This window comes from Aquibacillus kalidii, assembly GCF_014280935.1.
In the GTDB taxonomy this organism is placed as follows: domain Bacteria; phylum Bacillota; class Bacilli; order Bacillales; family Amphibacillaceae; genus Aquibacillus_D; species Aquibacillus_D kalidii.
In genome coordinates this window covers 98,554-124,984 of sequence record NZ_JACLZI010000032.1, presented here as the reverse complement: position 1 = coordinate 124,984, position 26,431 = coordinate 98,554, and the positions used below count along the sequence as shown (strand labels likewise).

20 protein-coding genes are annotated in these 26,431 nt (G+C 34.0%); 4 read left to right on the top strand and 16 right to left on the bottom strand.

Annotated features, from left to right (window positions below; genetic code table 11):
• Positions 1 to 267: 267 nt before the first annotated feature.
• The 3 genes from H7K77_RS06540 to H7K77_RS06530 all read right to left on the bottom strand — a co-directional run bounded on the left by H7K77_RS06540 (position 268) and on the right by H7K77_RS06530 (position 7,250).
• The gene (locus H7K77_RS06540; protein WP_186576925.1) at positions 268 to 1,227 is read right to left on the bottom strand and encodes a serine hydrolase domain-containing protein; all 960 of its coding nucleotides are present in this window, start codon (positions 1,225 to 1,227) and stop codon (positions 268 to 270) included.
• A 248-nt stretch (positions 1,228 to 1,475) separates the two neighbouring features.
• Positions 1,476 to 5,468, bottom strand: coding sequence for a LamG-like jellyroll fold domain-containing protein (locus H7K77_RS06535; protein WP_407926420.1), 3,993 nt, complete (start codon positions 5,466 to 5,468; stop codon positions 1,476 to 1,478).
• Between the two features lie 1,026 nt (positions 5,469 to 6,494).
• The gene (locus H7K77_RS06530) at positions 6,495 to 7,250 is read right to left on the bottom strand and encodes an alpha/beta hydrolase family protein (RefSeq protein ID WP_186576923.1); all 756 of its coding nucleotides are present in this window, start codon (positions 7,248 to 7,250) and stop codon (positions 6,495 to 6,497) included.
• Between the two features lie 404 nt (positions 7,251 to 7,654).
• Here H7K77_RS06530 and H7K77_RS06525 point away from each other — a divergent pair, with 404 nt between their 5' ends.
• Positions 7,655 to 9,100, top strand: a complete 1,446-nt coding sequence (locus H7K77_RS06525; RefSeq protein WP_186576922.1) for a DEAD/DEAH box helicase — start codon at positions 7,655 to 7,657, stop codon at positions 9,098 to 9,100.
• Positions 9,101 to 9,184: 84 nt separating this feature from the next.
• On the opposite strand, the gene H7K77_RS06520 is transcribed toward H7K77_RS06525, so the two are convergent.
• The 6 genes from H7K77_RS06520 to H7K77_RS06500 form a co-directional block, all read right to left on the bottom strand.
• The gene (locus tag H7K77_RS06520) at positions 9,185 to 9,538 is read right to left on the bottom strand and encodes a SpoIIAA family protein (protein WP_186576921.1); all 354 of its coding nucleotides are present in this window, start codon (positions 9,536 to 9,538) and stop codon (positions 9,185 to 9,187) included.
• Between the two features lie 432 nt (positions 9,539 to 9,970).
• Positions 9,971 to 10,807 (bottom strand): alpha/beta fold hydrolase, encoded by an 837-nt coding sequence (locus H7K77_RS06515; RefSeq protein ID WP_186576920.1) that lies wholly within the window; start codon positions 10,805 to 10,807, stop codon positions 9,971 to 9,973.
• A 149-nt stretch (positions 10,808 to 10,956) separates the two neighbouring features.
• Positions 10,957 to 11,118, bottom strand: coding sequence for a hypothetical protein (locus H7K77_RS06510; RefSeq protein ID WP_186576919.1), 162 nt, complete (start codon positions 11,116 to 11,118; stop codon positions 10,957 to 10,959).
• 1,160 nt (positions 11,119 to 12,278) lie between these two features.
• The gene (gene rhuM, locus H7K77_RS21810; protein ID WP_268911897.1) at positions 12,279 to 12,656 is read right to left on the bottom strand and encodes a RhuM family protein; all 378 of its coding nucleotides are present in this window, start codon (positions 12,654 to 12,656) and stop codon (positions 12,279 to 12,281) included.
• 5 nt (positions 12,657 to 12,661) lie between these two features.
• Positions 12,662 to 12,871, bottom strand: a complete 210-nt coding sequence (gene rhuM, locus H7K77_RS21805) for a RhuM family protein (RefSeq protein WP_268911896.1) — start codon at positions 12,869 to 12,871, stop codon at positions 12,662 to 12,664.
• A gap of 84 nt (positions 12,872 to 12,955) precedes the next feature.
• A complete protein-coding gene (locus tag H7K77_RS06500) occupies positions 12,956 to 13,171 on the bottom strand; it encodes a hypothetical protein (RefSeq protein ID WP_186576918.1) in 216 nt (71 codons plus the stop codon).
• A 187-nt stretch (positions 13,172 to 13,358) separates the two neighbouring features.
• Between H7K77_RS06500 and H7K77_RS06495 the strand changes: the two genes are divergently transcribed.
• Genes H7K77_RS06495 through H7K77_RS06485 form a run of 3 tightly spaced genes read left to right on the top strand, consistent with a single transcriptional unit; the run spans position 13,359 to position 14,811 of the window.
• Positions 13,359 to 13,541 (top strand): RNA polymerase sigma factor, encoded by a 183-nt coding sequence (locus tag H7K77_RS06495; RefSeq protein ID WP_186576917.1) that lies wholly within the window; start codon positions 13,359 to 13,361, stop codon positions 13,539 to 13,541.
• A 39-nt stretch (positions 13,542 to 13,580) separates the two neighbouring features.
• The gene (locus H7K77_RS06490; protein ID WP_186576916.1) at positions 13,581 to 14,219 is read left to right on the top strand and encodes a YcxB family protein; all 639 of its coding nucleotides are present in this window, start codon (positions 13,581 to 13,583) and stop codon (positions 14,217 to 14,219) included.
• Positions 14,220 to 14,268: 49 nt separating this feature from the next.
• The gene (locus tag H7K77_RS06485) at positions 14,269 to 14,811 is read left to right on the top strand and encodes a hypothetical protein (protein ID WP_186576915.1); all 543 of its coding nucleotides are present in this window, start codon (positions 14,269 to 14,271) and stop codon (positions 14,809 to 14,811) included.
• 199 nt (positions 14,812 to 15,010) lie between these two features.
• On the opposite strand, the gene H7K77_RS06480 is transcribed toward H7K77_RS06485, so the two are convergent.
• From H7K77_RS06480 to H7K77_RS06450, 7 genes are all read right to left on the bottom strand, one after another.
• Positions 15,011 to 17,116, bottom strand: a complete 2,106-nt coding sequence (locus H7K77_RS06480; protein ID WP_186576914.1) for a peptidoglycan D,D-transpeptidase FtsI family protein — start codon at positions 17,114 to 17,116, stop codon at positions 15,011 to 15,013.
• A 730-nt stretch (positions 17,117 to 17,846) separates the two neighbouring features.
• Positions 17,847 to 18,050, bottom strand: a complete 204-nt coding sequence (locus tag H7K77_RS06475; RefSeq protein WP_186576913.1) for a hypothetical protein — start codon at positions 18,048 to 18,050, stop codon at positions 17,847 to 17,849.
• Positions 18,051 to 18,196: 146 nt separating this feature from the next.
• On the bottom strand, positions 18,197 to 19,939 hold the full coding sequence (locus tag H7K77_RS06470; RefSeq protein WP_186576912.1) for an HNH endonuclease: 1,743 nt from the start codon (positions 19,937 to 19,939) through the stop codon (positions 18,197 to 18,199).
• 331 nt (positions 19,940 to 20,270) lie between these two features.
• Positions 20,271 to 20,465 (bottom strand): SEC-C metal-binding domain-containing protein, encoded by a 195-nt coding sequence (locus tag H7K77_RS21215; RefSeq protein WP_186576911.1) that lies wholly within the window; start codon positions 20,463 to 20,465, stop codon positions 20,271 to 20,273.
• Positions 20,466 to 20,476: 11 nt separating this feature from the next.
• Positions 20,477 to 22,600: an ATP-binding protein gene (locus H7K77_RS06460; protein ID WP_186576910.1), complete on the bottom strand. Its 2,124-nt coding sequence runs from the start codon at positions 22,598 to 22,600 to the stop codon at positions 20,477 to 20,479.
• Entirely contained in the window at positions 22,578 to 23,990 is a 1,413-nt protein-coding gene (locus H7K77_RS20985; protein ID WP_222599249.1) for an SIR2 family protein, read from the bottom strand. The genes H7K77_RS06460 and H7K77_RS20985 overlap by 23 nt, the downstream gene beginning before the upstream one ends.
• 161 nt (positions 23,991 to 24,151) lie before the next feature.
• Positions 24,152 to 26,134 (bottom strand): DUF262 domain-containing protein, encoded by a 1,983-nt coding sequence (locus H7K77_RS06450; RefSeq protein WP_186576909.1) that lies wholly within the window; start codon positions 26,132 to 26,134, stop codon positions 24,152 to 24,154.
• Positions 26,135 to 26,431 lie beyond the last annotated feature (297 nt).

Below are 26,431 nucleotides of genomic sequence, written 5' to 3'. Positions count from 1 at the left end.
TTTTCTAAATACTAGCATAGTAAGTTATATAGTTATTGTCAACCTATTAGAAATACAGTTAACATTAATAAGGTTAGGTGTTTAGTAGAATAGAAGATAAAGTGGGAATCTTGAGAAGGATTTACATTAACCAACAGATTAATTTAATTATTAAAAAGCCTATCCATCCGGTATTGTCATCGGAAAAATAGGCGTTAGGTTATTGAAATATATTAAGTGTACAGTAATTTCCAAACATATTTTTTGTAACTAAATTACTAATTGACTTTATTTAAACAATGGCAAAATATGCTTTCTAATCAATTCGATTCTATCTTTGGCACGTGGCATAAAGCGAGAGGCAATAGTAACTACCACTTTCTTCTTGGGAATTATGAATATTACATTTCCACCATCACCTAAAGCTGCATAGCCACCATCAACAATCCACCACAAGTAACCATAGGACTTTTCTCCCCATCGACTTTTTTCCTTCGTGCTGTCCTCTATCCATTTGGAAGATACCACTAGCTCACCGTTCCATTTGCCACCATTTAAATATAATTGACCTATCTTTGTCATATCCCTTGGCGTTAAAGTAAGTCCCCAACCAGCAGTATTTACACCTTTAGGATCTGCTATCCATCCAGTTACATATTTACCCTTAAGAAAAGATAAATAGTCTTCTTTATTATGTATAAATGCATTATTAGGAGCCTGGATTCCAAGAGGTTTAAATAGGTTCTCTGTAGCAAAATCAACCAATGACTGACCAGTTGCATTTGTAAGAATACCTGACAAAACATGAATTCCAACGGTAGAATATCTAAACTCCCCAATATCGCTTTTGCCCCCTAGCAAATCTAATGCGGCTTTTACCCAGTCATCACTTGAATAAACCTTTGTATATGGCTCTGATTTATATTTATATGGTGCAGTCATGGTCAACAAATTTCTTATGGTAATATTTTGGATTGTTTTTTCGCCGCGTTTAATCGTATAATCAGGAAAAAATTCTAATACTTTCTGTTCTATATTTTTAATGTATCCTTTATCTACTGCAATACCAGTAAGAATGGATATAATACTCTTTGTTACAGATGCTACATGCAAAACGTCATCCTGGGTGTACCCATTAAAATATTTTTCATAAACCAAACTTTTATTTCTTATAATAGCAATGCCTACTATATTAGAATATTCATTTCTTATTAAATCTTCAAAATTAGAAATAAGATTATTATTCATTCTTACCTTTCGTATTTTGACACATTTATGTCAAAATACATTCCCTTCGTTATAATGATTAGCCAATATTGATATATTCAAAGTAATTTATTATAAAATATTTTTCAATGCTTTTTTACATATATACAATTCACTAGTTAGTTAAAAATATATCAATGGGAACTTATATCATTTTAAGTTATATTTTGGGTAATTTTAATAACAATAAACCCCTTGACTCAACTGAGCCAAGGGGTTTAGGTGAAGATTTAATTCATGATGTTTTTTCTTCTTTTAACTGTAAATAAAATAATGCCACCAGCTACGACTAAAAATAAACCTATCGCTAGCCAATTATATAGGTTTGTAGCAGTATCAGGTAAAGATTCTTCATCTGTTCCTGTTTGAGTATTAGCTTCTGTTGATTCCACTTCAAATACCCCATAGGCACTAAAGTGAGTCAGTTCTGCTACTACTTCACCAGTTTTTTTGTTATAAGAAATTGGTGTCAAAAACTCCTTCTTTTTCCCATTATTATCTATATATACAACCTTTAGATTATCCCAATTTTTAACCTTGTCCGGGTTAACCTTGAATGTAACTGTAATAGGGGTATCAGCAAATTCAGTAATCTCTTCACCATCTACTAAAAGAGAAAAATCAATAATTTCGCTTAAAGCATCCTTATTCTTATCAGCTGTTTTATTAGATACTTTACCAAAATTAAAGACAATATCTTTTCCTTTTGGAAACAATCCCACTGGAATGGTTGCTTTCACCTTTCCATTTGTAAGTTCTAATGAGTATTCATCAGACAATTTTTCTATTTCTTCTTTATTAATAGAAATGACTTTAGATGCTTTAGGGTAAGCGTACACCTTACTTGTATCATTTCTTACTAAATCTGATTCGGTTACTTTTTTACCAACTACTGGTTTTTCTGCTCCAGATTCATCTGTTGTTGGTTCTTCTGTTCCCGGATTTTCCGTTTCTGGCTCACCTGTTGCTGGTTCTTCTGGTTCTGGGTTTTCCGTTCCTGGCTCACCTGTTGTTGGTTCTTCTGTTTCTGGTTTTATAGTATTATAGTAATCTCTAACTTCATTTGCCGAAAGCACTTTATTACCATAGATACGAAGATCATCCATTAATCCTTCATAAGGAATATCCCAATAGTTTACCCCTAGACCGAATACAGCATCTGTTGTCGTAAAGATATTCGGGAAATCAGTTCCAGTAAATGCTTGTTCACCATTTACATACATAACTACTTCTCCATTATGAACAGTAGCTGCTACATGGGTCCATTGATCTATTGGTATTTGAGCTCCAGTAGTTGCATCATACCAAGTACTACTTCCAGACCATAGTACAGTATTACCTTCACCCGGACCATTTGGTACTAGGCTTATCCAATTGTTTGTGTCCTTACTTCCAAAGAAGGTAGTCGTATATTGAGTTAAGGCTTTTGGTTTCAACCATACAGATAAAGAGTATTCGTTGCTTGAGATCAATCCATTCGGTAACTTGACACCTGATTGACCATTAAACACAGCTGCTTTACCATTGACCCCTTCTTGATAAGATATCGTACCACCGGTGTTATCCACTCTGTCACCAGTAATACTTCCTGCATTATTATTGCCCGTTACATCTTCTAGATTATCTTCAAAACTGTAATTTGCTGTTAAACCATCTGGATTTTCATATAAAGACTGAACTTCTTCAGCAGGAAGTACAACGCCATCATATACGCGAACCTCATCCATTAGTCCTTTAAATGGTGTGTCCCAGAAGTTAACACCAAGACCAAAGACTGCATCTAATGAAGTAAATATATCTGGGAAGTTACTGCCAGAGAATTTCTGCTGCCCATTGATGTAGAACATTGCTTCTCCATCATTAACAGTAAACGTTAGATGTGACCACTTATCTGTTGGAATAGTCATGTCTGTTTTTGCATCGTACCAATTATTACTATTATTGGACCATACCATTGTTTGTGCAAAATCTGTTTTAGGAACAATGCTAATCCAGTTATTCTCCGTTCTTGCACCGAAAAATGAAGTTGTGAAATTTGTTATTACTTCAGGCTTCACCCACAGAGATATAGAATACTTATCTGTAGAAATCAACCCATTAGCAAGTTTTATTCCAGATTCACCATTAAATTTTGCCGCTTGCCCTACTACGCCGTCAGCAAAGGTAATTTCTCCACCTGTATTATTGATTCGGTTACCTGTAACTGTTGCTTCTTTCTGGTTACCAGAGCGATCTATTAAACCTTCACTAAAGTCATAATACGCAACGAGTTGACCTTGTTCTTCAGTTGGAACAGTGACTGTTACGGTTACTGTTTCTGTTATTTCATTCAAAGTAATGGTAGCCGTTAACTCTACTACTGCATCTTCAGAACCAAACTTCGGTCTTTGCACATTACCTTCCTGACTTATTACTCCTGGGTTAGAAGATTGCCAAGAAATCTTTGCTCCCTGTGTTGCACCTGTTGGCAATTTAATATCCTTGATTGCTTCAGTTGGAAGTGTTTCGCTTAGTTCTTGTTTGATACCATCAACTACCACTTGATCTGTTCTACTATCCACGTGACTTCCCCAGATAACAACACCATCATTTGACATCGCACTGAATGTCATCACCCATTTTTCTGAAGTAGGGTCATATTGACGAATAAACACACCATCATAGACTTGTCCATCCACTGTTAATTTAGCACGATAATTATCATACAGTTCCCATGTCCCTGTTACTGAACCAGAAACAGTGTGGTCTGCATTTAATTTCACCCATGTAGATTCTGTTAATGCTCCAGTTATTTCCTCACCGTGATTAATATACTTATAATCACCTAACACATCTGCTTCGGAAACGGTTTCAATTGTCTCGCCAGCATAATGATAAGGAGTTGGAACCGGCCATTTGTCACTATTTTTAAATGTTTGGTGTACGCGCACTTGGTGAAATTCGCCTTGTTGTGGGAAACGAGTATGCGTCACAATAAACTCTTTGCCTAGATCTTTATCAATTAAATAAGAGTTATGACCTGGTGACATGTAGCCAGTACCTATTCCTGTACCTTCCTCACCAAGATCTCTTTTAAATAAAAAGTTACCGATCATTTTATTACCAATATCCTTATGATCATCATTTCCTGGATAGTTCCCTACACCAAGATCAAAGCTCTCAGGATAAACAGCTTCATTTCCAGATGCATCAACATAAGGCCCTGTAATGTTTTCTGATCTAAATTGTCTCATTTGATAACCACCATCAGATGCTAGACCGCCGTACGTAATATACAAATAGTAATAACCTGTCTCTTCATCATAAACGGCGTAGGTTGCCTCACCGGATCTACCGTATCCACCGGCAATCTTTGTACCAAAATATCTATCAATCATTCTACCATCGGCTGTCTGTCCATCTTCACCTGGATAGATTGGGACACCAGTTTCTTTATTTAGCTGTAAAACATACGTACCACCGGACCACGAACCATATGTCATAAATAGGTCCCCATTCTCATCATAAAGAATATTCGGATCGATAGCATTTGTATAAAGTGAGTTTTTATAATTTCCATTTGACGTAAACCAATCTGGATTTGGCTCTTTAATAACACCGTCAGCAATCAAATCTGGGATGTTAGTATTCTCCCAATGCTTATTTATCGTACTATTACTATCATAAGCCTCATAGTTCGTAAATCCAGAGTATATGATGGTATCACGGTAATCATAAGGTCCTTCAATATCCTTTGATACTGCTATACCGATGGCTGAACGAATATAGGTGGAGGAAACACTATAGTACATCATATATGCACCAGTTGATCCATCCTCCCAAACATAGTCACTATTCCAAAAAGCATCTGGCGCCCAAACCGCATATCCACCTTTGCTGTCCGAGTCATTTTCCCCAGCCCATGCAAATGATTCAGCAAGGTTTTCAGATAAGTTGCCATATATAGGGTTGTTTTCAGGGGTTTGATATTCACTTTCGACTATAGAATTCCAATTAATTAGATCCTCTGACTTTGCCGCTCCAATATGCGAACCAAATACGTAATATGAACCATTATTCGCTTTTATAATGGAGGGGTCATGAACAGTAGCTCTATCAAATTCTATTGGTTCAGAGGTGCTAGTTGCTGCATTTACTTGGTTTGCCCCAAATAATGAATTTGGGAATAATAAAAGTAATATAAGAAAAATTATCGAACACTTTTTAATCATACTCCTCATCATTTCCTTCTCCTTTTTATCACGCGTTGAAAGCGCATACAATACTTCCCCAAAAATTCCTATCGTTTCTAAATATACATTTAAATGGATAGGATAGCTTAATTATGAAATACCTTATTGAATTATTATGAGGGAAAGTATATATTTTCACCTTTCAATGTGCGTACATGTTTTTAACCAATGTTTACCAGTGTTTGTTTTTCTAATTACGCTGAAATTCTATTATATATCCCCCCTATTCTAAAATATGTACTTATGAGTAATCTTCCGTTTAACAAAAAGTTATAGATAAGTTCACTCTTTTTAAGACTACTATATATCTATAACTTCCACAATAATAAATAATCAATTATCTAGAAAAAATCACTATTCACTTGTACTTTATGTGATAAAACATTACAAAAAAGAGGATTTATAAACTAGTGTGCATGTAATACTTCTTCGGTATTATGATACATGTACGTATGTGGTGTTTTTTATAGCTAGTAATGGATCTTATTTAGATATTGGGTACTGTCACTTTGTTTCCTTAAAAATAATTATGAGAGGGGTGTAAGGAACTTTAAGTTTGCCAGGTAGAAACCGAAATTAGCTAGAACCATTCGAGGCCCGTTTTTTGTTAGAAAGGGGGAATATTAAAGAATGCTCTTTTACGTTTGGTTTATTAAGAAAAAAGTAAAAATGTTAACTACTCTCTTAATTATATAGATTAGTAGTTGATTCCTATCATCGAATAGTTTTGAATATGGCCATTTTTCCACTTTTTTAGAGTTCCTTTGTACAAACAAATAACACTTTTATTGAGAGCGTTCTCAATTGGGGAACGCTCCTTTATTAGTGACATTTATTAAACCAGAAACGGAAGATGAATAACGTTTACGCTTCCAAGCATACTAAACAAGAACATGTTCGATGAGAAATATAAAATTTTACAACAGATAACCATTAGGAGGGACTCTTTTAGCCTTTTACGCTTAGGGCATCCAGGATATTTCACTTTTAAATTAAAGTTGAAATACATGCAGGCTGTTACATATTTACTTTTACAAAGTCATATGTCATCTCTGCCACTCTTTTATTTCCTGCTTCTGAAAAACCATGGCCTTCTCCAGGGAATATTTCCACTTTTGCGTGAGGATATAGCTCTCCAGCCTTTTTCCCATAATCAAGTGCTACAATTTCATCCTGATCTCCATGAAAAATACTAACATTATTGTTGAATTTTCCAATATGGTCAAATACATTATATCCATGTAATGATTCAATAAACTTTCTACCCAATTGAACTCCCCACAGCTCATATGTATCAGGAATACCTTCAAGTGTTGGAAATCTTCTATTCCAGTCATCTGCAATACCAAGCGCAGGATAAAGTAATAAGAGTCCTTTAATTCCCTTTATACATTCATCCGCTACTAATGCAGATACTAATCCTCCCTGACTCCCTCCAAATAAAAAGATATTATCAGGATCTACACTCTCCCAATTTTTTATAGTTTCAACAACAGCTAACAAATCTTCTTTTTCTGTAAATATAGTCATTTCATTAGTTTTTAAGTCACTCTTTGAATTTACAGAGCCACCACAAAAATCGAAACAAAATGCACCCACACCTTTTTTTGCTAAATAATCACTATTCATTGCAAAATCTACATTTGTTCCATTAAAACCATGGCTAAATATTACGATAGGACTCTTTATCTTACTGTCGGGCATGTAAGAAACACCATAAATTTCCCTCCCATGATGTCTAATCTTCACAATCTCTTTTTGATAATCACTCATCTCTAAACCTCCATGTCTTAGAAACTAGTTTACAAACTAAACAAAAAAACTCTTGGCTTAATTAATTTAAGCGCTTTATTTATTTTATCATCAATTTTAGACACAAGCCATTTCTGATACCCCCATCTTTTATTACTAATACTTTATAAGATAGGGTTTACTTTATGTTAATATTATTTTATAGATAGCGTCTCGTCTGAAATTTTTGAGACGGATCGATGGACTATATGTGGATGGATATTGCTTCATAGGACAATGATGAATTTAGATCCAATATATTTTTAAATATCGGCCAACTTTTCCGCATTTTACAAGTATAATAAACGTTATCCAGATTATGCATATAATATTTATTGGGGAGAATTCTATACATATCTTGAAAAAACAAAAAACGAGGTCATTTAATGAATAAAAGTAGTTTTGCCGATTACCATGTAAGCGAAGAAATAAACAAAGCACTAGCTGCTTTAAAGTACGAAACTCCAACAGAAGTTCAAAGTAAAGTCATTCCATTAGCATTAGAAAAGCAAGACCTTGTCGTAAAAGCCCAAACAGGAAGTGGCAAGACGGCCTCCTTTGGTATTCCTATTTGCGATCTGATTGAGTGGGAGGAAAAGAAACCACAGGTCTTAATTCTTACCCCAACTAGGGAGCTTGCGGTACAAGTTCGTGAAGATATTACGAATATCGGAAGGTTTAAACGCATTAAAGCAGTGCCAGTCTATGGAAAAGAACCATTTTCGAAACAAAAAGATGAACTAAAACAAAAAACACATGTAGTTGTTGGTACGCCTGGACGAGTGATGGATCACATTGATCGAGAAACCTTAGTTTTGGATCAAATAAAGTATCTTGTTATTGACGAAGCCGATGAGATGCTTAATAGAGGTTTCATCGATGAAGTGGAAGCGATCATTAAAGAGCTACCGTTAACTAGAGTAACGATGGTTTTTTCCGCGACCTTGCCTAAAGATATTGAAAGTCTTTGCCACAAATATATGAAAGATCCTGTCCATATTGAGATAGAATCAACTGGGGTAACGTCCGATACGATAGAACATTTTTTAATGGAAGTGAAAGAGGAAAATAAAATTTCACTCCTTCAAGACGTCACGGTTGTTGAAAACCCAGACAGTTGTCTAATCTTCTGCCGCACCAAAGAAAATGTGGATAACGTGTATCAAGAACTGAATGAAGCTGGATATCCTTGCGAAAGGCTTCATGGGGGATTAGAACAAGAAGACCGCTTTGCTGTTATGGAAGGATTTAAATTGGGGAACTTTCGTTACCTAGTCGCCACTGATGTAGCTGCCAGAGGTATTGATGTTGATAACGTAACACTTGTGATCAACTATGACGTTCCAATGGAAAAAGAGAGCTATGTGCACCGAACTGGGAGAACCGGCCGTGCTGGAAATAAAGGAAAGGCGATTACATTTGCGACACCTTTTGAAGATAAATTCATAAAAGCAATTGAAAGATATATCGGCTTTGAGATACCAATTATGGAAGCTCCCAAGCACCATGAAGTCGCTAGTGGAAAAGCCAGTTTTGATGAGAAGCTTACTAGTAGGCGCATTATAAGGAATAATAAAACAGCACGAATCAATCACGATATTATGAAACTCCATTTCAACGGTGGCAAAAAGAAGAAAATTCGTGCCGTTGATTTTGTTGGAACGATTGCCAAAATCTCCGGTGTCACAGCAGACGACATCGGTATAATTTCCATCCATGATCAGATGTCATATGTTGATATTCTAAATGGAAAGGGCTCACTGGTTATACAAGCCTTAGAGAATGCGACAATCAAAGGAAAGAAGCTAAAAGTAAGCAAAGCGATTAAATAAAAGTGCCTATGTTAAACGGCAGACAACACCTAATCTGGGTGTTGTCTTTTTTATGATCATTTCTAATGGGATTGTTTTAATCTATTAATCACGGACCCAATCAAGGGCCTCTTCTCTCTCATTTAGATTAAAGTTTTCTACTTGAATATTTGGTATCTGATCAGCAAGTTTTCCGATAGCATCAACCCATTTCTTGTCACTTATAACAGCTACCTTATTGAATTTATCTAAATGATTTGCTTCAAATTTAATATTTTCTATAAATCCTTCAAAAGAGTACTCCAAGTTGTTAACAGTAATCATCACATTTAAAACATCATATTCTTTTTCCTTCTGTTTGAAATATTTTTTAAATTCCTCAATATCCGATTCTGATACTTTTCCTCCTATTTCTACCTCTATTACCTTTGGCATATCATTAGTCTTAATGAAAAGCATGATCTTTCCCCCTAAATACTGGTTTAATAATAGTCTGTAGATAGCATTCATTAAAATACAAAATCTTAAATCCTAGGTGCTATACTTTATGTTTACCGCAGTTTAATAGCCATTAAACATCATTACTAGATCAGTTAATTTCGTCGACGATTAAACATCGTTATTCTTTTCTAGGAACCTGAAAAATTGCTATATAGAAAATCCACGCCTATTCAAAGACGTGGATCAAATTAAGATACTGATTTCCTATTGTATGTACCAGTAAATAATAGGAAATTCGTTTTTTTACTTTATGAGAAATCTAGGAGCTTTAAAAAGAGGCTATTGTTTACATAGATGAATTTACATGAGCGATTTCTTTCATTAGAAGAAGTTTACTTATTTTGGATAGTCATGTATTCGTTGTTTGAAAAACGCAGTTCCTCCATCGTATTAGGAATTTAGGAATTGCACCAGTTCATTGTTAAATTGTTCAGCATGTGTAGCGTTAAATCCGTGCGGTCCATCTTTAATGATTACTAACTGGCTACCTGGAATCTGCTCATGCGCCCTCTGACCACTAATTTCAACTGGTACAATTGCATCGGCGTCACCATGAAGAATTAGTGTTGGCAAGTTAAATTTCTTCAAGTCTAAACGAAAGTCTGTATAGCTAAATGCCGAGATGCAATCAAGTGTTCCTTTCGGTGATGCGAAGGCTGCAATATCACGATTATAGATACGAAAAGCTTCGGTAACCAAATCTGTTCGATCACCCGAGGCGAAGAAGTTCGTTGTGAAGTCATCCAGGAACGCCAATCGATCGGCCTTCACCCCATCAAGAAAACCTTGGACAGTTTCATCATCGAAACCACCCTCTGGATTATCAGGAGTTTTGTGCAAGAACGGAGGTATCGCACCGGCTAACACCGCTTTTGACACACGCTCTGTTCCATAAGTACCGATATATCGTGAAACTTCTCCGCCCCCCATTGAAAAACCTACTAGCGTCACATCGTGAAGGTCCAATTGCAAGATTAATTTATTCAAGTCTGCTGCTAGTGTATCGTAGTCGTAACCAGACCACGGTTGTGATGATTGACCGAACCCACGGCGGTCGTAGGTGATCACTCGGTAACCGGCTTCCACTAATGCAGGTACCTGCCTTTCCCATGATCTTCCACTAAGCGGCCATCCATGAATCAAAACAACCGGTCTGCCCACCCCCACATCCTCGTAGTGAATCTCAACCTCAATTCCATTTTCATGCCCCACTGTAACCTTTGCCATTTGCCATTCCTCCATTTTAAAGTACCTATTTTCACACATATTTCTATCCCATATTATCAAAGAAGCTTTTATTTTAAACGAGTTAATTGTAAAGGTTATATGTATTTCTTCGACATAGTGTTCGATATTCCAAAAGGATGTAAATGTTCTCAAGAGGGCGCGTCTTTAGTTATTCCAATTAAAACATCATTCTTTAAGATTTTAACGTTTTCAGATAAAACTCTTTCCGATAGAGAATTTTCTTTATCCTCCACACCCATTTCCCGAAAATGAACATGATTGGGGTGGCGGTTAATTAACCTATCTGCCATCCCTATACCATCTAGTTCTAGATCACTCGCATAATATAACTCGCAACCTGATTAGAAAGATAGTCTAATTATTCTTTTTAAAAACTATCATAACAAGAAATGAAGAAATGATGGCAACTATAAGAACGGGAAGGTCTATAGTAAATTCGAATAGTACTTTCAATCCTGCAATTGCTAAATGTAGGAATATGAATATCGTTATAAGGTTTAATACAAAAATTCTAATGAAACGTGGGATTTTAATCCATTCTTCTAGTAATCTTCGAGAAAATCTACTCATCTCACACCTCTTCGCATTTATTTTATTCACCTTAATTTTGAACTTTTTCAATATAGTTAGCAATTTTGTAGAAAACTTTGGTTGCCATTATTATAGGAATTCACCTTCCACAGCATACTTAATACGTGTGCAGTTGATAAATTCAACTTAGGATTTACTATCACAGTGGTACGGTTACTTATAGATTAACTAATAAATAACTTTTTTCATTGTGTCTTCTTAACTATCAAATCATCTTTTGACTATTACATCTTATCACCTCTACCAAAAATTAAACCAATATCTTTTTATTCCTCTTGACTGTATACTATATAAAGTTGTGTAAAAATTTGTAAATTTTATTATTTTTTGATGATAAAATAAAAAAGTTGTAACGAAACCTAAGAAATCTGGATATATATATGATCGGACTATTAAATAGGTGATTTATCATAAAAAAAACCAAAATTAATATCACCAAAATATTGTGTTGTAAGCGCAGTTCTATATAAGTCCGATAACAAAGGGAGGGCAGTAATGTCTAATGGGGGGATATTCTTTCTATATTTGTATATGAAAAAAGAAACGATTTCTCTACTCCTGCGAAAATATTACAAGATGGGAGTAGTTATACCTACACTTTTGTAGATGAAAACACCTTATCGCTTGATAATGGAAAAAAATACAAAATAAAAGAAAAGATAAAATAACTATACACTACAAAGATAAAATAGAAGAAGTCTTAATTAAAGATTTATATAATGAGAACTATTAATAAAAATAGAGTACTCATTTATACATGATGAGTTCTCTATTTTATCAACTAGGCTAGAAAAATGTATTTTCTACTCCTTCTAGTTAAACTTTAAATACCTTTATTCATCAGTTGATTCCGTTCTGCTTAATCTTCGGCGTAGTCAAGGTACATCGTTACAATACGATTAAGTTGCTTCATTTCTTTTTCATTTAAGTAGTTTTTTGCAACCCTTACGTCTTGCTTGCGTACTTTATCGCCTTTCCATGACTTTAAGCCCATGTTCTCCTTTGTAGCGTCTTCTCGACTTTCAATAAATTCTGATGCTGTATGACCATGTATGGCAAAGTGCAATTTATTTTGTACCGTTGCAAAAAATTCCTGTGACTGTTCTGCTTGAGGGTCATAATCAACTGCGGTAGCATATATATATGTAATCTTTAGATAAAACCTTTTTTCCGAAGCACGAATATCTCGAATACGTTCAAGTAATTCATCAAAATAATCTTGTCCAAAGTTACGCATTTCTTTTAGACGATCACCATCCTTGTAAAGCCTTTTACCAAATATTCATTTAAGCGTTCTGTTGCCCATTGACGAAATTGTGTACCTCTATGCGACCGAACTCGATAACCAATGGCAATAATCATTTCAAGATTATAAAAGGAAACCTCTCGCTCAACTTCTCGTTTTCCTTCGGTTTGAACTATTCGATTTTTCCGAATAGTTGCTTGATTCATTAAATCTTTGGATGACCTTCAATCCACTGTTTGCTGTAAGACCTTCCAATACATTATCTTTATTCCCTGTAATCAGCTGGGCAACTATAAATCTAGCAAGTAATCAAATGCTGTTCCAACTACAGATGAATCAAAGGATTTATTCAAATTGTATGGTGCTTTCACAGTGTACAGCGAAGAAAAGGCATCGTTACCCGATATCGTTTGAAACTCCTTTTTAGTTGGGATAGATTCCCTCAGTATGTTTTGTAGCTTTATGTCCTTGTTACTTTTCCCTTTAAGCATAGAAGTTAAAGACATATATACCCCCCTAAAAATAAAAGTCGTCTCTTTTATCTCTATCAAAAATAGTACTTCATATTTATGGAAATATCCATAAAAAGGAATATACTGGAACTAGATATGTAAATATTTCTCTAATTATACTGTAATTATCAAGTGAAATGTTTCATCTTATTATTAGAAATGGTTGTTCAGGGGGGACTCCATGAAAACAGAAGAAGAGGTAATTACTGAATGGTTCGATGATTATGTGGAAGATATATATTCCTTTTTATTTTATTATAGTGGCCATGCTGAAGTAGATGATCTGGTTCAAGAAGTGTTCGTGAAAGCATGGAGGAAAATACACACCAGGAACTTGGATCTGGTATTCCGTGATAAACAATAGAAATCTTTCTGAAATAGCATAAAGGAGGGGTCTTTATATATGGAAATAAATATTAAATTAGAACGAAAAGATACTTGGGAATTATCAAAAAAAGCCCGTGTTTATTCACAACGGATAAGAACATCACGCTTTTGGTTGTACGTTATATTAATATGTGTTTTCTTTCTTTTATCTCTTGGGCATACACTGCTCTATTCAGTCACAAACACTTTTATTTGGTCTGCACTCATTTTCCCTATTCTTGAACAAACCTTATACTTTTTTAGAGATAAAGTTTTTGTGAATGCTCAGTATCTTGAGGAAAGAACGCTTATTTTAAACGAGGATGGAGTTGAGTTAATCTCCCCCTCCAAAAAACAGATAATCGCTTGGGATTTATACATTGAAGCAGTGGAAGATGAAGAGTACTTCTTCCTATTTGATAAGGAAGGAAAAGTTATCTCGATACCGAAAAGATTTATAGATGATAAAGAAAAAATGGATTCCCTTCGAAAAATAATAACAGCATATATTCAAACTCCTATTAGTCATGAACCGTCACCAATTAAAGAATTTATGCCTAAGTTACGAATACTTATTCTTATCCTAATATTAGTGTTAACGGTAATTGAACATAACACTGAGCCTAAGCCAAAGAATGATATGAATGAGTTATTTAAAGTAATCCTAGGCAACTAAGACTCTAATATAATTTTTTGGAATAAAAATACTATTTTGAGGTGAAAGCATGATCAAGAAAATAATTACTTTATCCCTTCTAATGGCTATGTTCCTTTTAGCGGCTTGTCAGAATGAACCAGATAAAGCGGAATACCAAGAGAAAGAAAATGATCCACCATCGACTACTGAACAAGACATGAACGAGCCTGAGACTCCTCCATATTCCTATGGTGCAGGAGTAAAAGGCGGACAATATTCCATTACATTACAATCTGCTTACTCTAAATTTAATGAAATAAAAGAAACGCAAAATCCCTATATGGTAACAGCTGTTGTAGATGTGAAAAATGTGACACCGGATAAAGAGCTGAATGTAGAAACCATCGCCTTTAATTTAGCAAGTAAAAGTAAAGATGTTTCTTATCAAGGGGTGCTACCAGAAAATAGGAATCCCTCTGATTTAACTTTGGAACCAAATGAGAGTATATCTATTCAAGTAGTTTTTGAAGTAGAGTCTATTGAGGAAGACTTCATTGTGACCGCTAGTATATTTAACGAAGCAAGTATGAAACCTGAGTGGAAATTAGAAGGGTTAGAAACATTTCAATAAAACGAGGTCCCGATAACATACTATCGGGCCTTTTCTATATATCGACCTTTTTGTTTATGGGTTGAGTAACCTAACTATATAGAGTAAAAATAAGATAATGCAAACAGTAATAACTTATCTAATCGGAAAACCGCATTTTATTGAAGAACACCTAATTTATGGCTAGCAAAAAATCGAGAGGATAATCCTCTCGATTTTGCTATTCCTTTTCCGGTTCTTTTTCAAGTAGATTTGTCTTTATACCATTCTTTTCTCTTTCTTCTTTCAGTTCAAAGTACTTTTTAATAATTCTTTTTCCAATGGCATGGTTTACGTCGTATTGACCTGGTGCTGGTTTATTTTTAGGTACAATGACCGCGAAAGCTACTTCCGGATTATCGTATGGAGCATACCCAACAAGGGATAAGTTCTCTGTATCAATCTTATTCCCATTCTCATACTGAGGGTTTTGAGCTGTACCAGTTTTTCCAGCAACTTTGTATTTATCATACTCACTTCCCCAGTGAGACACTGCTGTTCCTTGTGAACCATGGAATACATTTATGAAGCCTTGTTGCACTCTCTCGATATACTTATCATCCATTACGATTTTGTTTAAAACATCTGTTTCTTTACTTTCTATAACAGGCCCCAATTCTCCATTTTCTGAATCAGGTTGTCGGATTTCATTTACCAGATGTGGTCGTACCCGGTAACCGTCATTTGCAATGGTGGAGACATATTGAACTAATTGCAAGGTTGTGTAAGTATCATATTGTCCAATCGCAAGGTCTAATATTTTACCTGCAATCGTATCTTCCCCAACAACACCTGTAGCCTCATAAGGCAAATCTACTCCAGTTTCTACACCTAGACCAAACTGGTTGTAATAGTTTCGCATCTTTTGGAAGGTATCCCAGTTAAAACCACGCAAAGGTTGATTCGGTTGGTAGTTCGCCCCGCTAATACGTAACGCAATATTAAACATATACACATTTGAAGACCTTTCCAGGGCTTTCAGATCAGTTGGTCTCCCTAAATCTCGCCAAGATCCTTTTTCAGGTGTACCCGCTATTCTTATTGGCGTATCGAGTATCGCTTCACCTATCTCAACAACACCGGTATCAAAGCCCGCCAAGAGAGTAGCACCTTTTATCGCTGAACCAGGCTGATGTGCATCATAGATAACTCGGTAGGATTGATCCTTGTATTCTCCATCCTCTCTATCATAACGAACACCAGACATCGCTAAAATTTCGCCAGTCTGAGGGTTCATCATCGCAACAAGTGCATCCTCCAAATATCCATTATTGTTCTGACTCATCGCTTTTTTTAATTCATCTTTAACAATCTGATCAACAGCAATCTGTAGTTCTATGTCTGTAGCTAATACTAAATTCTTTCCACTTTGACCTTCTACTACTACTTCAGAACCAACAATATCGCCTGCATTGTTCGTCTTATATTGTATTTTCTCTTTTCTACCACGTAACACGCTTTCGTATTCTTGCTCTAATCCACTAGTTCCAACCCGATCATTTAAACTATATCCATGGGTTAAATAATAATCTCTATTTTCTAGTGGAATGCCCTCATCTGCGGTAGTTATTCCACCTATAAAACTTGCGAAAGTATCTCCAAATAGTGGTTTCCGTTCCCAATCAATAGCTGCATCTATCCCTTTTAATTCAGGTAAATGTTCCGCTACTTGGGCAAATTCTTCTTCCGTAATTCCTTCATTTATGACTACATGAGGCGAGAGTTCGTATGCTTGATCAAATTCCTTCTTTATAGAGATAATGTTCAACAATTCGTCTGTCCACTCAATTGTTTGTAGATCATTCTCTGTGATGCGTTCTAGCATTAGTTTATATTGCTCACTATTATCTAACTCTAGCTCTTTCTTCGATAATTTATCTTGTGCTTCCTTCGTATTTAGTAAATACCAATACTCTTTTTTATCTCTTTCACTTACGTTATCAATTAGTTCTTCTTTGTCTTTAAACACGGTGACATACTGGCCAAGTTTTTCAGCTAACTTTAATCGTTTTTCTGCTGACTCTCCATTCTTAGGAGGTGTGTACGTAATCGCTTTGACTGGTTCATTATCTAATATTAACCTTCCATACCTATCGTACATTTTCCCTCGGGGAACTGATTTAGTTGATGCTGTACTTTCTGTTTTGTTAATCTCATTTTGTGCTTCTTCCCCATTTAGAATTTGAACAACACCTAGTTGTAAAATTAACAGTGCAAACAATGCAAAAACTCCGATAAATATTATATTTAATCGAAAAGGAACTTGAGCTTTTTTCTTCTTTTCCAATAAGCATCCTCCTCTGTTTTACTTTTGAATTTTTTCACCATCATTATTATTTTAACATATTTATCCAAGTGCAGAGATAGTCATTTTCACAGAATCGAGTTATATTCTAGAGCCTAAGTCAATCATTTTTCCCTTTGATGTTTTCTCGTAATGAGATTTTCTTTTTATGTATAAAATATCTTCTATATATAACAAACAGGTATTGGTATTTGTTCGGTATTACTGATTTTAACTATAAAGCTCGTTTTCCCCATACATCCTAAAATAATAATAAAATTCCTGTCTGTTTTTTATTCATTTTGTTTATAAAAATGAACACGATTTTGAGTCGCTTTTTAGGTGATAGGAAAAGAAAGTCAATAGGCCAAGGGTTAAGATCAAATCTTTCAATCTTTCTCTTGTTGTATTAAAACTGAAAAAAAGGACCTCTTTCGGTCCTTTTTAATGTGGTTCAACACTGTATAGCTATGAAACTGTCCGCTCGTTTTAGCCATCGTAGTCTTCTTCAAACATATCATCCATAAATAGACATATATCTTGTGAAGATCAATGTCTGTAAATGGCCCTATCTGCAAGATAAAAGAATATGTTCGAACAAATTTGGTAGTAGCTCCTTTAAAACCCTCTTGCTGGTCTTTAGGTAACTCTTTGTTTTAAAGATTCACAGCTTTGTCCAGGATAGAATTCAACTTCTCCTGTGTCTTACTTGTCTTTCTCTTCTCACTGAATTCTAAGTTACAAACTTCTCAATTTCTTCCTTTGTGTTCACCTGACAGGTATCTAATACTCTTTCTAAATCATAAAGCAAGTTAGGATCTGTTGTTTCTTGTTTACCATCACTTGTGATACGGTTCACCGTACCGGTTTGTAGGGTAAAATAATATTTAGCTAGCCCTTTTAAAGTAGAGGCTAGCTTATTTTCATAATCAAACATTATCCTTTGATCCCTTTAATCTTGATTTAGGAGAAATGAAAAGATTCTTCAAACCCAAACTCTTTTCCCCACGGCCCGGACATTACCTTAGGAATTCTATATAATTTGTAATAGGATTATGAAGTAAATGCTCTTCTCTATATGTTTCATAAAGCTCTAGCTCTTTCTAAGTCTTTAAGGAAACAATATTCTTCATAGACTTTTTCTAAGAAAGAAGTGAGACTTGTAGCTATTGCAGCCTCTTTCTCAAGCGCAAAGGTACTTTCACGAAGTAGAGCACATAGAGATCTCAATGCATATTCCATATTACTCCCGTTGACTCCCTTTGTTCCACTTAAATTTTCCAATTTTTGTTCAACACTACTCATTATTGATTCTATTGATTGATTACCGTTCAGTTTTACATTTAAGTATTCAAGCGTGCCCGCATCCATTTTACAATTGCCCAAGCAATATAATATAGATTTATATACCCCTATAATAGCATCTGCACTTAAGTAATGATTTGAATAGATAGCAAAAAAGTGCTGAAACTGACTTACATATTTTTCTATAGCTTTAATATATTTAAGATTGGTAAATGTCGTTGAAGCTTGAGTTGAATTTAAACCACGCCCATCAAAAGGTGGTACTAAATTATTTGATTTACCAAAAAGTCTTTTTAGAAACGGCCTTTGATTCTCTCTATTGTATTCAATTACAGCGGGTATGAGATTATTTTCAAGCCAGTTATATGCATACTCTGCACTCCAAACTTTATTAGTTTGAAAATCTCTTGCATTATCCACTAGTATAGATGGTTCCCAACATAACCATACATCATTATCTGATAGAGAAAATTTCTCCCACATTTCATGCTCTACAGCTTCTGGATATATAAACAATCGATAATTTCTACTAGTATCTTCTGGTGTTTTACAATATATCTTCAAATAGCTAGCATTTCCGTCAAATATATGCCAATTCGTTTTTCCCTTTTCATAATCATATTTATTTGCAAATTCGATTATATTTCTCCATAAAGATCGAGATATCTTTAGTAATCTGAATCTTCCCTTAGCAGAGTATGAAAATTCTCTTGTCTTAAAGACATTTTCAGTAGACTTAATAGCATTAATATACAATGGTGCTATCTTATCAATGATACTGCACAGCTGTTTTACTTCATCTAAACTGATGTTAAATCGATTGTTTCCCAACTGAACAACTGAACTGTTTTTACTAATATCACTATGTACTATAATTCGTCTGAAAACATTTTCTGCAGACGATCCAATTCCATGAAATATTTCATTCACTATTTCTGAGTGATTAAAAGTAATTAAACAGTCACGGATTCTTAAACTTCTAAAGGTAATTAGCATTGAACCATGAACATCTGGAAATTTTGGTAATAAACATTGAACTTCCACATTTTTAGTACTAATTCTAATTAAACTAGAATCTATATGTTCAACCTCTTTAAAATACTCATTCTCTTTAGTGAAGTAATCATAAAGTTCCTCAGCTGAGGATATTCCTTTTTCTAAGTACGTTTCTATTTGAGATATATTCTCATCAAATTTCTCTTCGGTGTCTAGTTTTTCTTTTATCTTAAGTATCATCGGAAGTAGCCTTTCGGTGATTACTAATACACCCGAAAAACTTTGAGCAGTAGGTACATACTTGCCTTTTCTAGAAATATTGCATAATGAATGTGATGGAACTAAGTTTTTTAAACCATTGAAATCAAAATCACGTTCAAGTTTTAACTCGTTAAGTATTTCCTTTTTTAGATTTTCATCAGTACTATTAGGAATAAAATGGTCGATATGTAGTTCTCTAATCGAAACATCTTCATGGCAGTAATAACATTTTTTATTATGTGCTTTCCAAATCGCTCTTCTCATATTATTCTCCAATTGTTATCACATCCAATTACTAAATATTATATATCATTATATTTCAATAAATATCATAACTTATTTCAAACAAGTCATAAAAAGTTTCTTCTAACATGTTTGGTGATTCTCCACTGATTACTTCAAACAGTTGTACCATCCCCCATATTAGCATCGAAAAATGTTCTTATTGATGTTTTTTAAGTGATCCCATGAAGATGGTTTAATAGCAATATTAACAGCTTCCATAGGTAATAATTTATTTAAATATTTTCTTCTATTATTTCAGGTACATCAAAATCAGATAAGTCTTGAAGATGGTTACCTTCAAAAACATTCGTTAATACCGCAAAACCCGAGGCTGCGAAATTAATATCTTTAGTGAATTCCCAGAACTTCTTTTTAGTTCTTTATAGTTACCAACATAGTTTTCCGGATTGGTAAAAGAAACATCATCATTTTTATCTAAGCAGCACTTTTTGTGTTTTTTTCCACTTCCACGGGGACATAGATCATTTCTCCCGACTTTCCTCATTCTATCTTCACCTACTCACTACCAGTCCATTTTTTCGTAACACTTTTAACGTCAATACCAACTCTATTAATCCCCATCCAGTGTGAAAAGAACTCCGGATCATTACTATCGGGACTTGGATTGACATCGTATAAACGAACTTGTGTAGGACTTTTAACCGCATCACCCAAAAATATCGCGTGTTGTTGTGGTAAAATAGGAAGCTGACTTAATATGTCAGCGTTAGCTGACGACACCATTTGCCTCACAAAATTCTGATCTTCAGGATTTTGAAGCCGATGTACTATAAAGGAATTGCATTGGGAAAGTATCGTTTTTGATAGTTCAGATGGCCTCTGAGAAGATATAATTAATGATAGACCGTACTTTCGACCTTCTTTAGCAATTCGTTCAAAGACTCGTTTTGAAATTGAAACACGGTCTTTCTTACGATCTAATTGAGGAATGTAATTATGCGCTTCTTCTAATACGATGGATATTGGATACTTACCACGAAATTCCTTATATTCATCTACTTTTTCAATTCTCTGTACAAATTCTAGAAGTAGTCTACCTATAAGACCAGTAATATTTTCTAGAACCTCAAAAGGTAACAGTGACATGTCTAAAATTGTTACCTGGCTTTTTTTGTCAGGATTATTTACATTATCAACTTTAAATCTGTAATTTTCAAAATCACTCTTTTGATCCTCGCTACCCTCTTGTTCAAAAATGCCCCCTAAAACATAAGTTAAAAACTTAGCCAACGAATCACCAATATCTTCATTTCCTAACATAAAAGGGATGCTAATTCTTTCGTCTGAGTTATAGCTAGAAAGCCTTAATTTTAAACTAGAGAGAAATTCCTTATATTTTGCTTGTGATGAACCTATTTCATCAATAGCCTCATCAATGAATTCTGTTATTATTTTAGAAAAGTTAAAGTAAACTGGCAAATCGATATCCTTTTCATTTAATAGCGATTCCGTTTTGGAATCCTCAATAATTTTTTTGACTAGAGTATTTAGTTTGGTATAAGCTGTATCCACAGCTACTGAACTTACGTCTCCTTTAATTCCATAATCGTCTCTTAAATTTCCTGTTTCTTTTGCCTGCCGTAAATCATTCAATTCGGAAACAATGAGACAAATTAGTTGGTCTTCGTTGTCCTGCAATGTATTAATTAAATCATCAAGCTCATTCAACAAGAAATGCTTCATATCCCTATCATTCTTCTGCAGCAAATCTATCAATCTTAATATCTTATTTAAAACTGGTTCAGATATTGCTTTTTCCACATCACTACTATTGGTAAGTTCATAATTTTTAGCTAAAGCTATTGATCTTTTTAATATCGGCGCTTGTGTCTGATAAGAAGGTTCAAACAAATAGTCAAAGTCTTCATAGTTCATAAACCAGTATGGTACTCTCAAACCATCCCTTTTTATTGTAAAGGTGTTAACACGCGATTTTAATTCTTCATCTTCAAATTGAAAAGCTCTTCTATACTCACCATTCGTATCAAATATTACAACGTGAGCATCAGTTAATTTCCTTGATTCATTTGAAACCTTAAACTCTCCTTTAAACATAGATTGGAAAATGGAAGCTATTGTACTAGACTTTCCTGATCCAGTATTTCCAAGGACAGCTACATGTTTGCTAAAGAATTTATCTGGATTTATCTTAATATCAAATTCAGAAAATACCGGTGAACTACCAATCGGTAGATAATAATCTCTTTTCAAATCAATATCGCTTTCCTTAGGCTTATAATCAAAAATAATCTCTAAATCCTTTCTTAGCACATAACAAACTGGATTATCTAAAATTGGAAAATTGTAAACACCCTGTATGTATCGATTGTCATTATTTATCGTACCTATCATAGTAGCTACTATATATCGATTAGATTTTGGTAATAATATAGAGTTTTCCAATGCGTCAAATTCCGTCTCATCATTTATTTTCACTTTAGTTATCATTGAAATAATTTTTTCAGCACCTACTGGAATAGAAACATATGAGTTGATACGTGCGATTTCATAAATATCGTTAAAGCCACTTTTGAATAGTGTTTTTACACTATCATCCAATTCAATTACCACTCTGAAACTATCTATACTTATAACTCTACCAATTGTCTGCTCTTGCATCATTTTCCACCTCTGACTCTGTTTCATTTGAACCTGAATATAATTTTTGTAAACTAGCAGCTATTTTTTCGCGAGATTCAATTTCATGGAAGTTAGGAATAATCTTCTTTGAAAATGTCTTAAAATCTCCTAAATAAGGGCCTTCTAGAATGATAATACGAGGATCATCAAGCTCATATAGTTTATTAATCACTTTATTTTTTGTACCATTAAAATCAACTATGATAAGTGTAAAACTTGGAATAGACAAGGCTTGGTATATAATATCGTTAACATGTTCGTCGAAAAAACTGTAACCAATACAAAACAGTACTGATTGAGGTTGGGTAATGGCTGATGCAAACTGCCTGAACAATTCTGAGTAAGGAAAATCGAGAGTATAGCCTTTTTTATGTGCGGTTGGATAAATAATAATATCACCAGCTGCATCCAAGTTTGCTCTTACCCAATTAATGTCTTTTTCAACTAAGCCATATTGATTTTGCGCTGAATTTGATTCTCTTATCCAGGTAAGTGAACCATGTAACTTAAAATATCTAATCATTCGTTCTACTCGTCGTACTCTACCTTCTGTCGTGTTTCCAGGGTAATATAAATCATAATCATAAACTTCTGGCTTAAAAGTTCGATTATGAAAGCCACTAAATCCATTCATATAGTGAACACCTAGTTCTTCAAAAGTATTCTCAAAAGCCAAGTCATAATTTGTTGTAAAGATGTTGGCTCTTCTCAAATTTAAAGGGCGTTGTAATAAAGATTTAATAAGGCTATTATGATAAGTATATTTGCCATTTCTTTTCATTTCGTTACTGGTTTGTTCATCTTCTGGCGGATAATACTCTAGACTGTCTAGATCACATAGCTTGAATAACTCCGACTTAATCATATTTATCAATTTTTCTATTGATGTGGTAGTTATTTCAAGATGCGTTTTACCAAAAAAATCATCATATTCAAACCCATTTATAAGATTGCGAGAATGTCCTTCTACATATTGCAGTGCAAGAAGATAATCTAAAAATTCTTCTAAAGGAACCTTTATCTCTGAGGATTGTGATTCCTCATCTCTTAAAATATCATCCGAATTCTGATACTGTTTCACTAGGTGAGTAAAAAGTGTATAAATTTCGCCATCATGTTCTATAGCATTTTCAATTTGTTTGGGAAAATTCCGAATGGAAGTCGTACCTAGATGTAGCGATGACCCAGTTCCAAACAAAAAGTTAACATTATCAAGTTGTAGGTAATTTTTTAACATCAATCTTATTTTATCAATTAACTTTTCAGCACTCTTATTGTTGGGATTTTCATTTAAAAACTCATGTACCCAATCTTTTGACCCTACAAATAACTTACTCCTCTTTAACATCTCAAAATCATTTTCTTCCATGGTTACCTCCATCAAAATTTATTATTTCTCCCTTATTCTTTTTTAAATTGCACCTATTCTAACGCATTGCTAGCTAACAACTTATAAAATTCAATTCCAGTAATAAGTTGTAACATATTACCAGGTGCCTTTGATTACAAACATCAGCATTCAGCACTAATTTACATGATTTCAGAAAGTTTCATACCTTCAAACTCCCAATATTGTGCACCTTGATAAGATCCTGATGAATTTACAGTACCTTTTCTAGTTTCTATTTCCCTGGTTAAAGGTGATAGATTCCACCTTTTCCCTTCGAATTCGACCTTTTTATCCTCTATAACTTCAACAACAATTGACTTATCCGAAATATAATTGATTTTATGTCCAATAAGCCCTAATTCTTGAAACGATAATCTGCGACTAGTTTTTTGTAAGAAGTTATTTTTTCTCCTCATTTCATCTGGAATAATTAATACCTCATCAAGAATAAATTCAATCATCCATTTACTTCTGTTTTGGATACTATTCTTATTCCACTTTGAACGATTGACTATATTGCTTTTAGCAATTTGTAGTCCAGCATTATTATTGTAAATTTTCTTTTTATCTGCGAAGCATTTATTCCCTAACTCTTGATTATGGCGAATTAATGTTAAATTACCGATATTATTTAAATACTCTTGATGTATGATTTCAAAATCCTCACCTAGTTCTTCTTCCCAGGTACTGTTCAAAGTTTGTGGCATAATATGCTCAATTTGCAACGTTTTATCATTCTTATCCGGTCGAGACTTTGTGATTTTTTCCTCTACTAATGACAATATAAACTTCGCTTGGTTAAAATTATAGAAATTCATTACATTAAGCTCACTTGTCATCTCTATATCATTTGGCAAACGTAATGCGTTTTCTTGGCTTGCTAAGATTTCAAACATACTATGCTTTTTGTCAACAGAATTTGCGAGTCTATCTATCTCTTTAACTAGTGGCGGAAAATTTTTGTTCTCTCCTTGTGTTAATTTTAAAATCCTTCGTCTCATAAAATACACTATTAGAGAGTCCAAAATATCAACAATATCTTTTTCATTAAGTTTCTCCTCCTTCCAATTATTTAGTAATCCAAGAAGGAAAGAATACACTATCGTTACGCCTATTGTACGTAAGTCTCTCAACTTATGATCGACTTTAGAGCTACCACTTGTTTTTCCCAATACAATATAAGAATAATAATTTGAATACCTATTCAAGTCATTTAACAGAACTTCAGTATCTAAATCCTCAAACAAATATTTAAAGTCAGCATATAATTCCTTATAATTATTTGTTGTTGCTTTTTTTAAGGCTTTCCCGGCTTTTAATTGCATAAAATCTCGTATAAAATTTGATACTTCTTCTGGCAATTGCTTTTCAATATGTAACCAGTAATCTTTGTATAGATTGTCTTGAACATCCGGTTCTTTACCAAGCAATAAATAGTTGCGCACTAAATCGGCCAACGATAATGGTTTCCCTAAAGAGTTCATAGACTCAAAAACTTCCTGAGGATTTTCCCATTTGTTTTGGGTAGGTTGCAACTCAATAGTAACGATACTAAACTTAGCAAGACCGTATGAAATCATGTCTATGAGATCGATTTCATCTTCTTTTTTCAATTTATTTAATTCACTTAGAAAGTAAGAATAGTTTAGATAAACTGCAGATTTTTTATTTTCATCTGTCAGATTTAAATTGAGTATGATATTTCGATAAGCCTCCCAATCGGTTTCTACTTGTTTCAATTTAATTTTGTACTCTGTATCATCAGTCACATTATCGTTTTTTAAGTATTTGTTATTAATAAACCTTTTAGAATTATCATCCTCTACTACATCACGAATAGCTACCAAAAATAGCATTGAAGTTGTGATTCTCTGTTGTCCATCTGTAAGTACTAGTTTACTTGGTTGTCCAAATATAGCATCAGTCTTTACATACACAATTGTTCCAAAAAAGTGTTCAGATTCTTGCCCATTAATATTGTCTGTTGCGGTTCTCTTAATATCATTAAAAAATACTTTGCACTGATTTTTATCCCACTCATAGTTTCTTTGATATGGTGGAATAAAGAAAGTCACATCATTATTTGACAAAAGATTTAATAGATGGTTTTCCCCAGCTTTCATTTGACTCCTCCTTGTATAGTTAATTTAGTGTTTGGAATAATTTACATATGTTATTCTGAATTGTCTGGATATCCATAATACGAACCTGTTCTATCATTTGTGTCATTTATTATACTTAATTTTAATGATTTTCCTAAACTGTTACGATATTTAACGAAGTTCACTATCTTTTTTACGGTCTATTTAAGTTATTCTCGGTAATTTTCTTACTTTACTCCTTTTCTACATTACTGAATAAATAAAACGCTAAAGAAACTGCAATGTTAAAATTAACAGTCTTTAGCGTTCTTGTGAGTT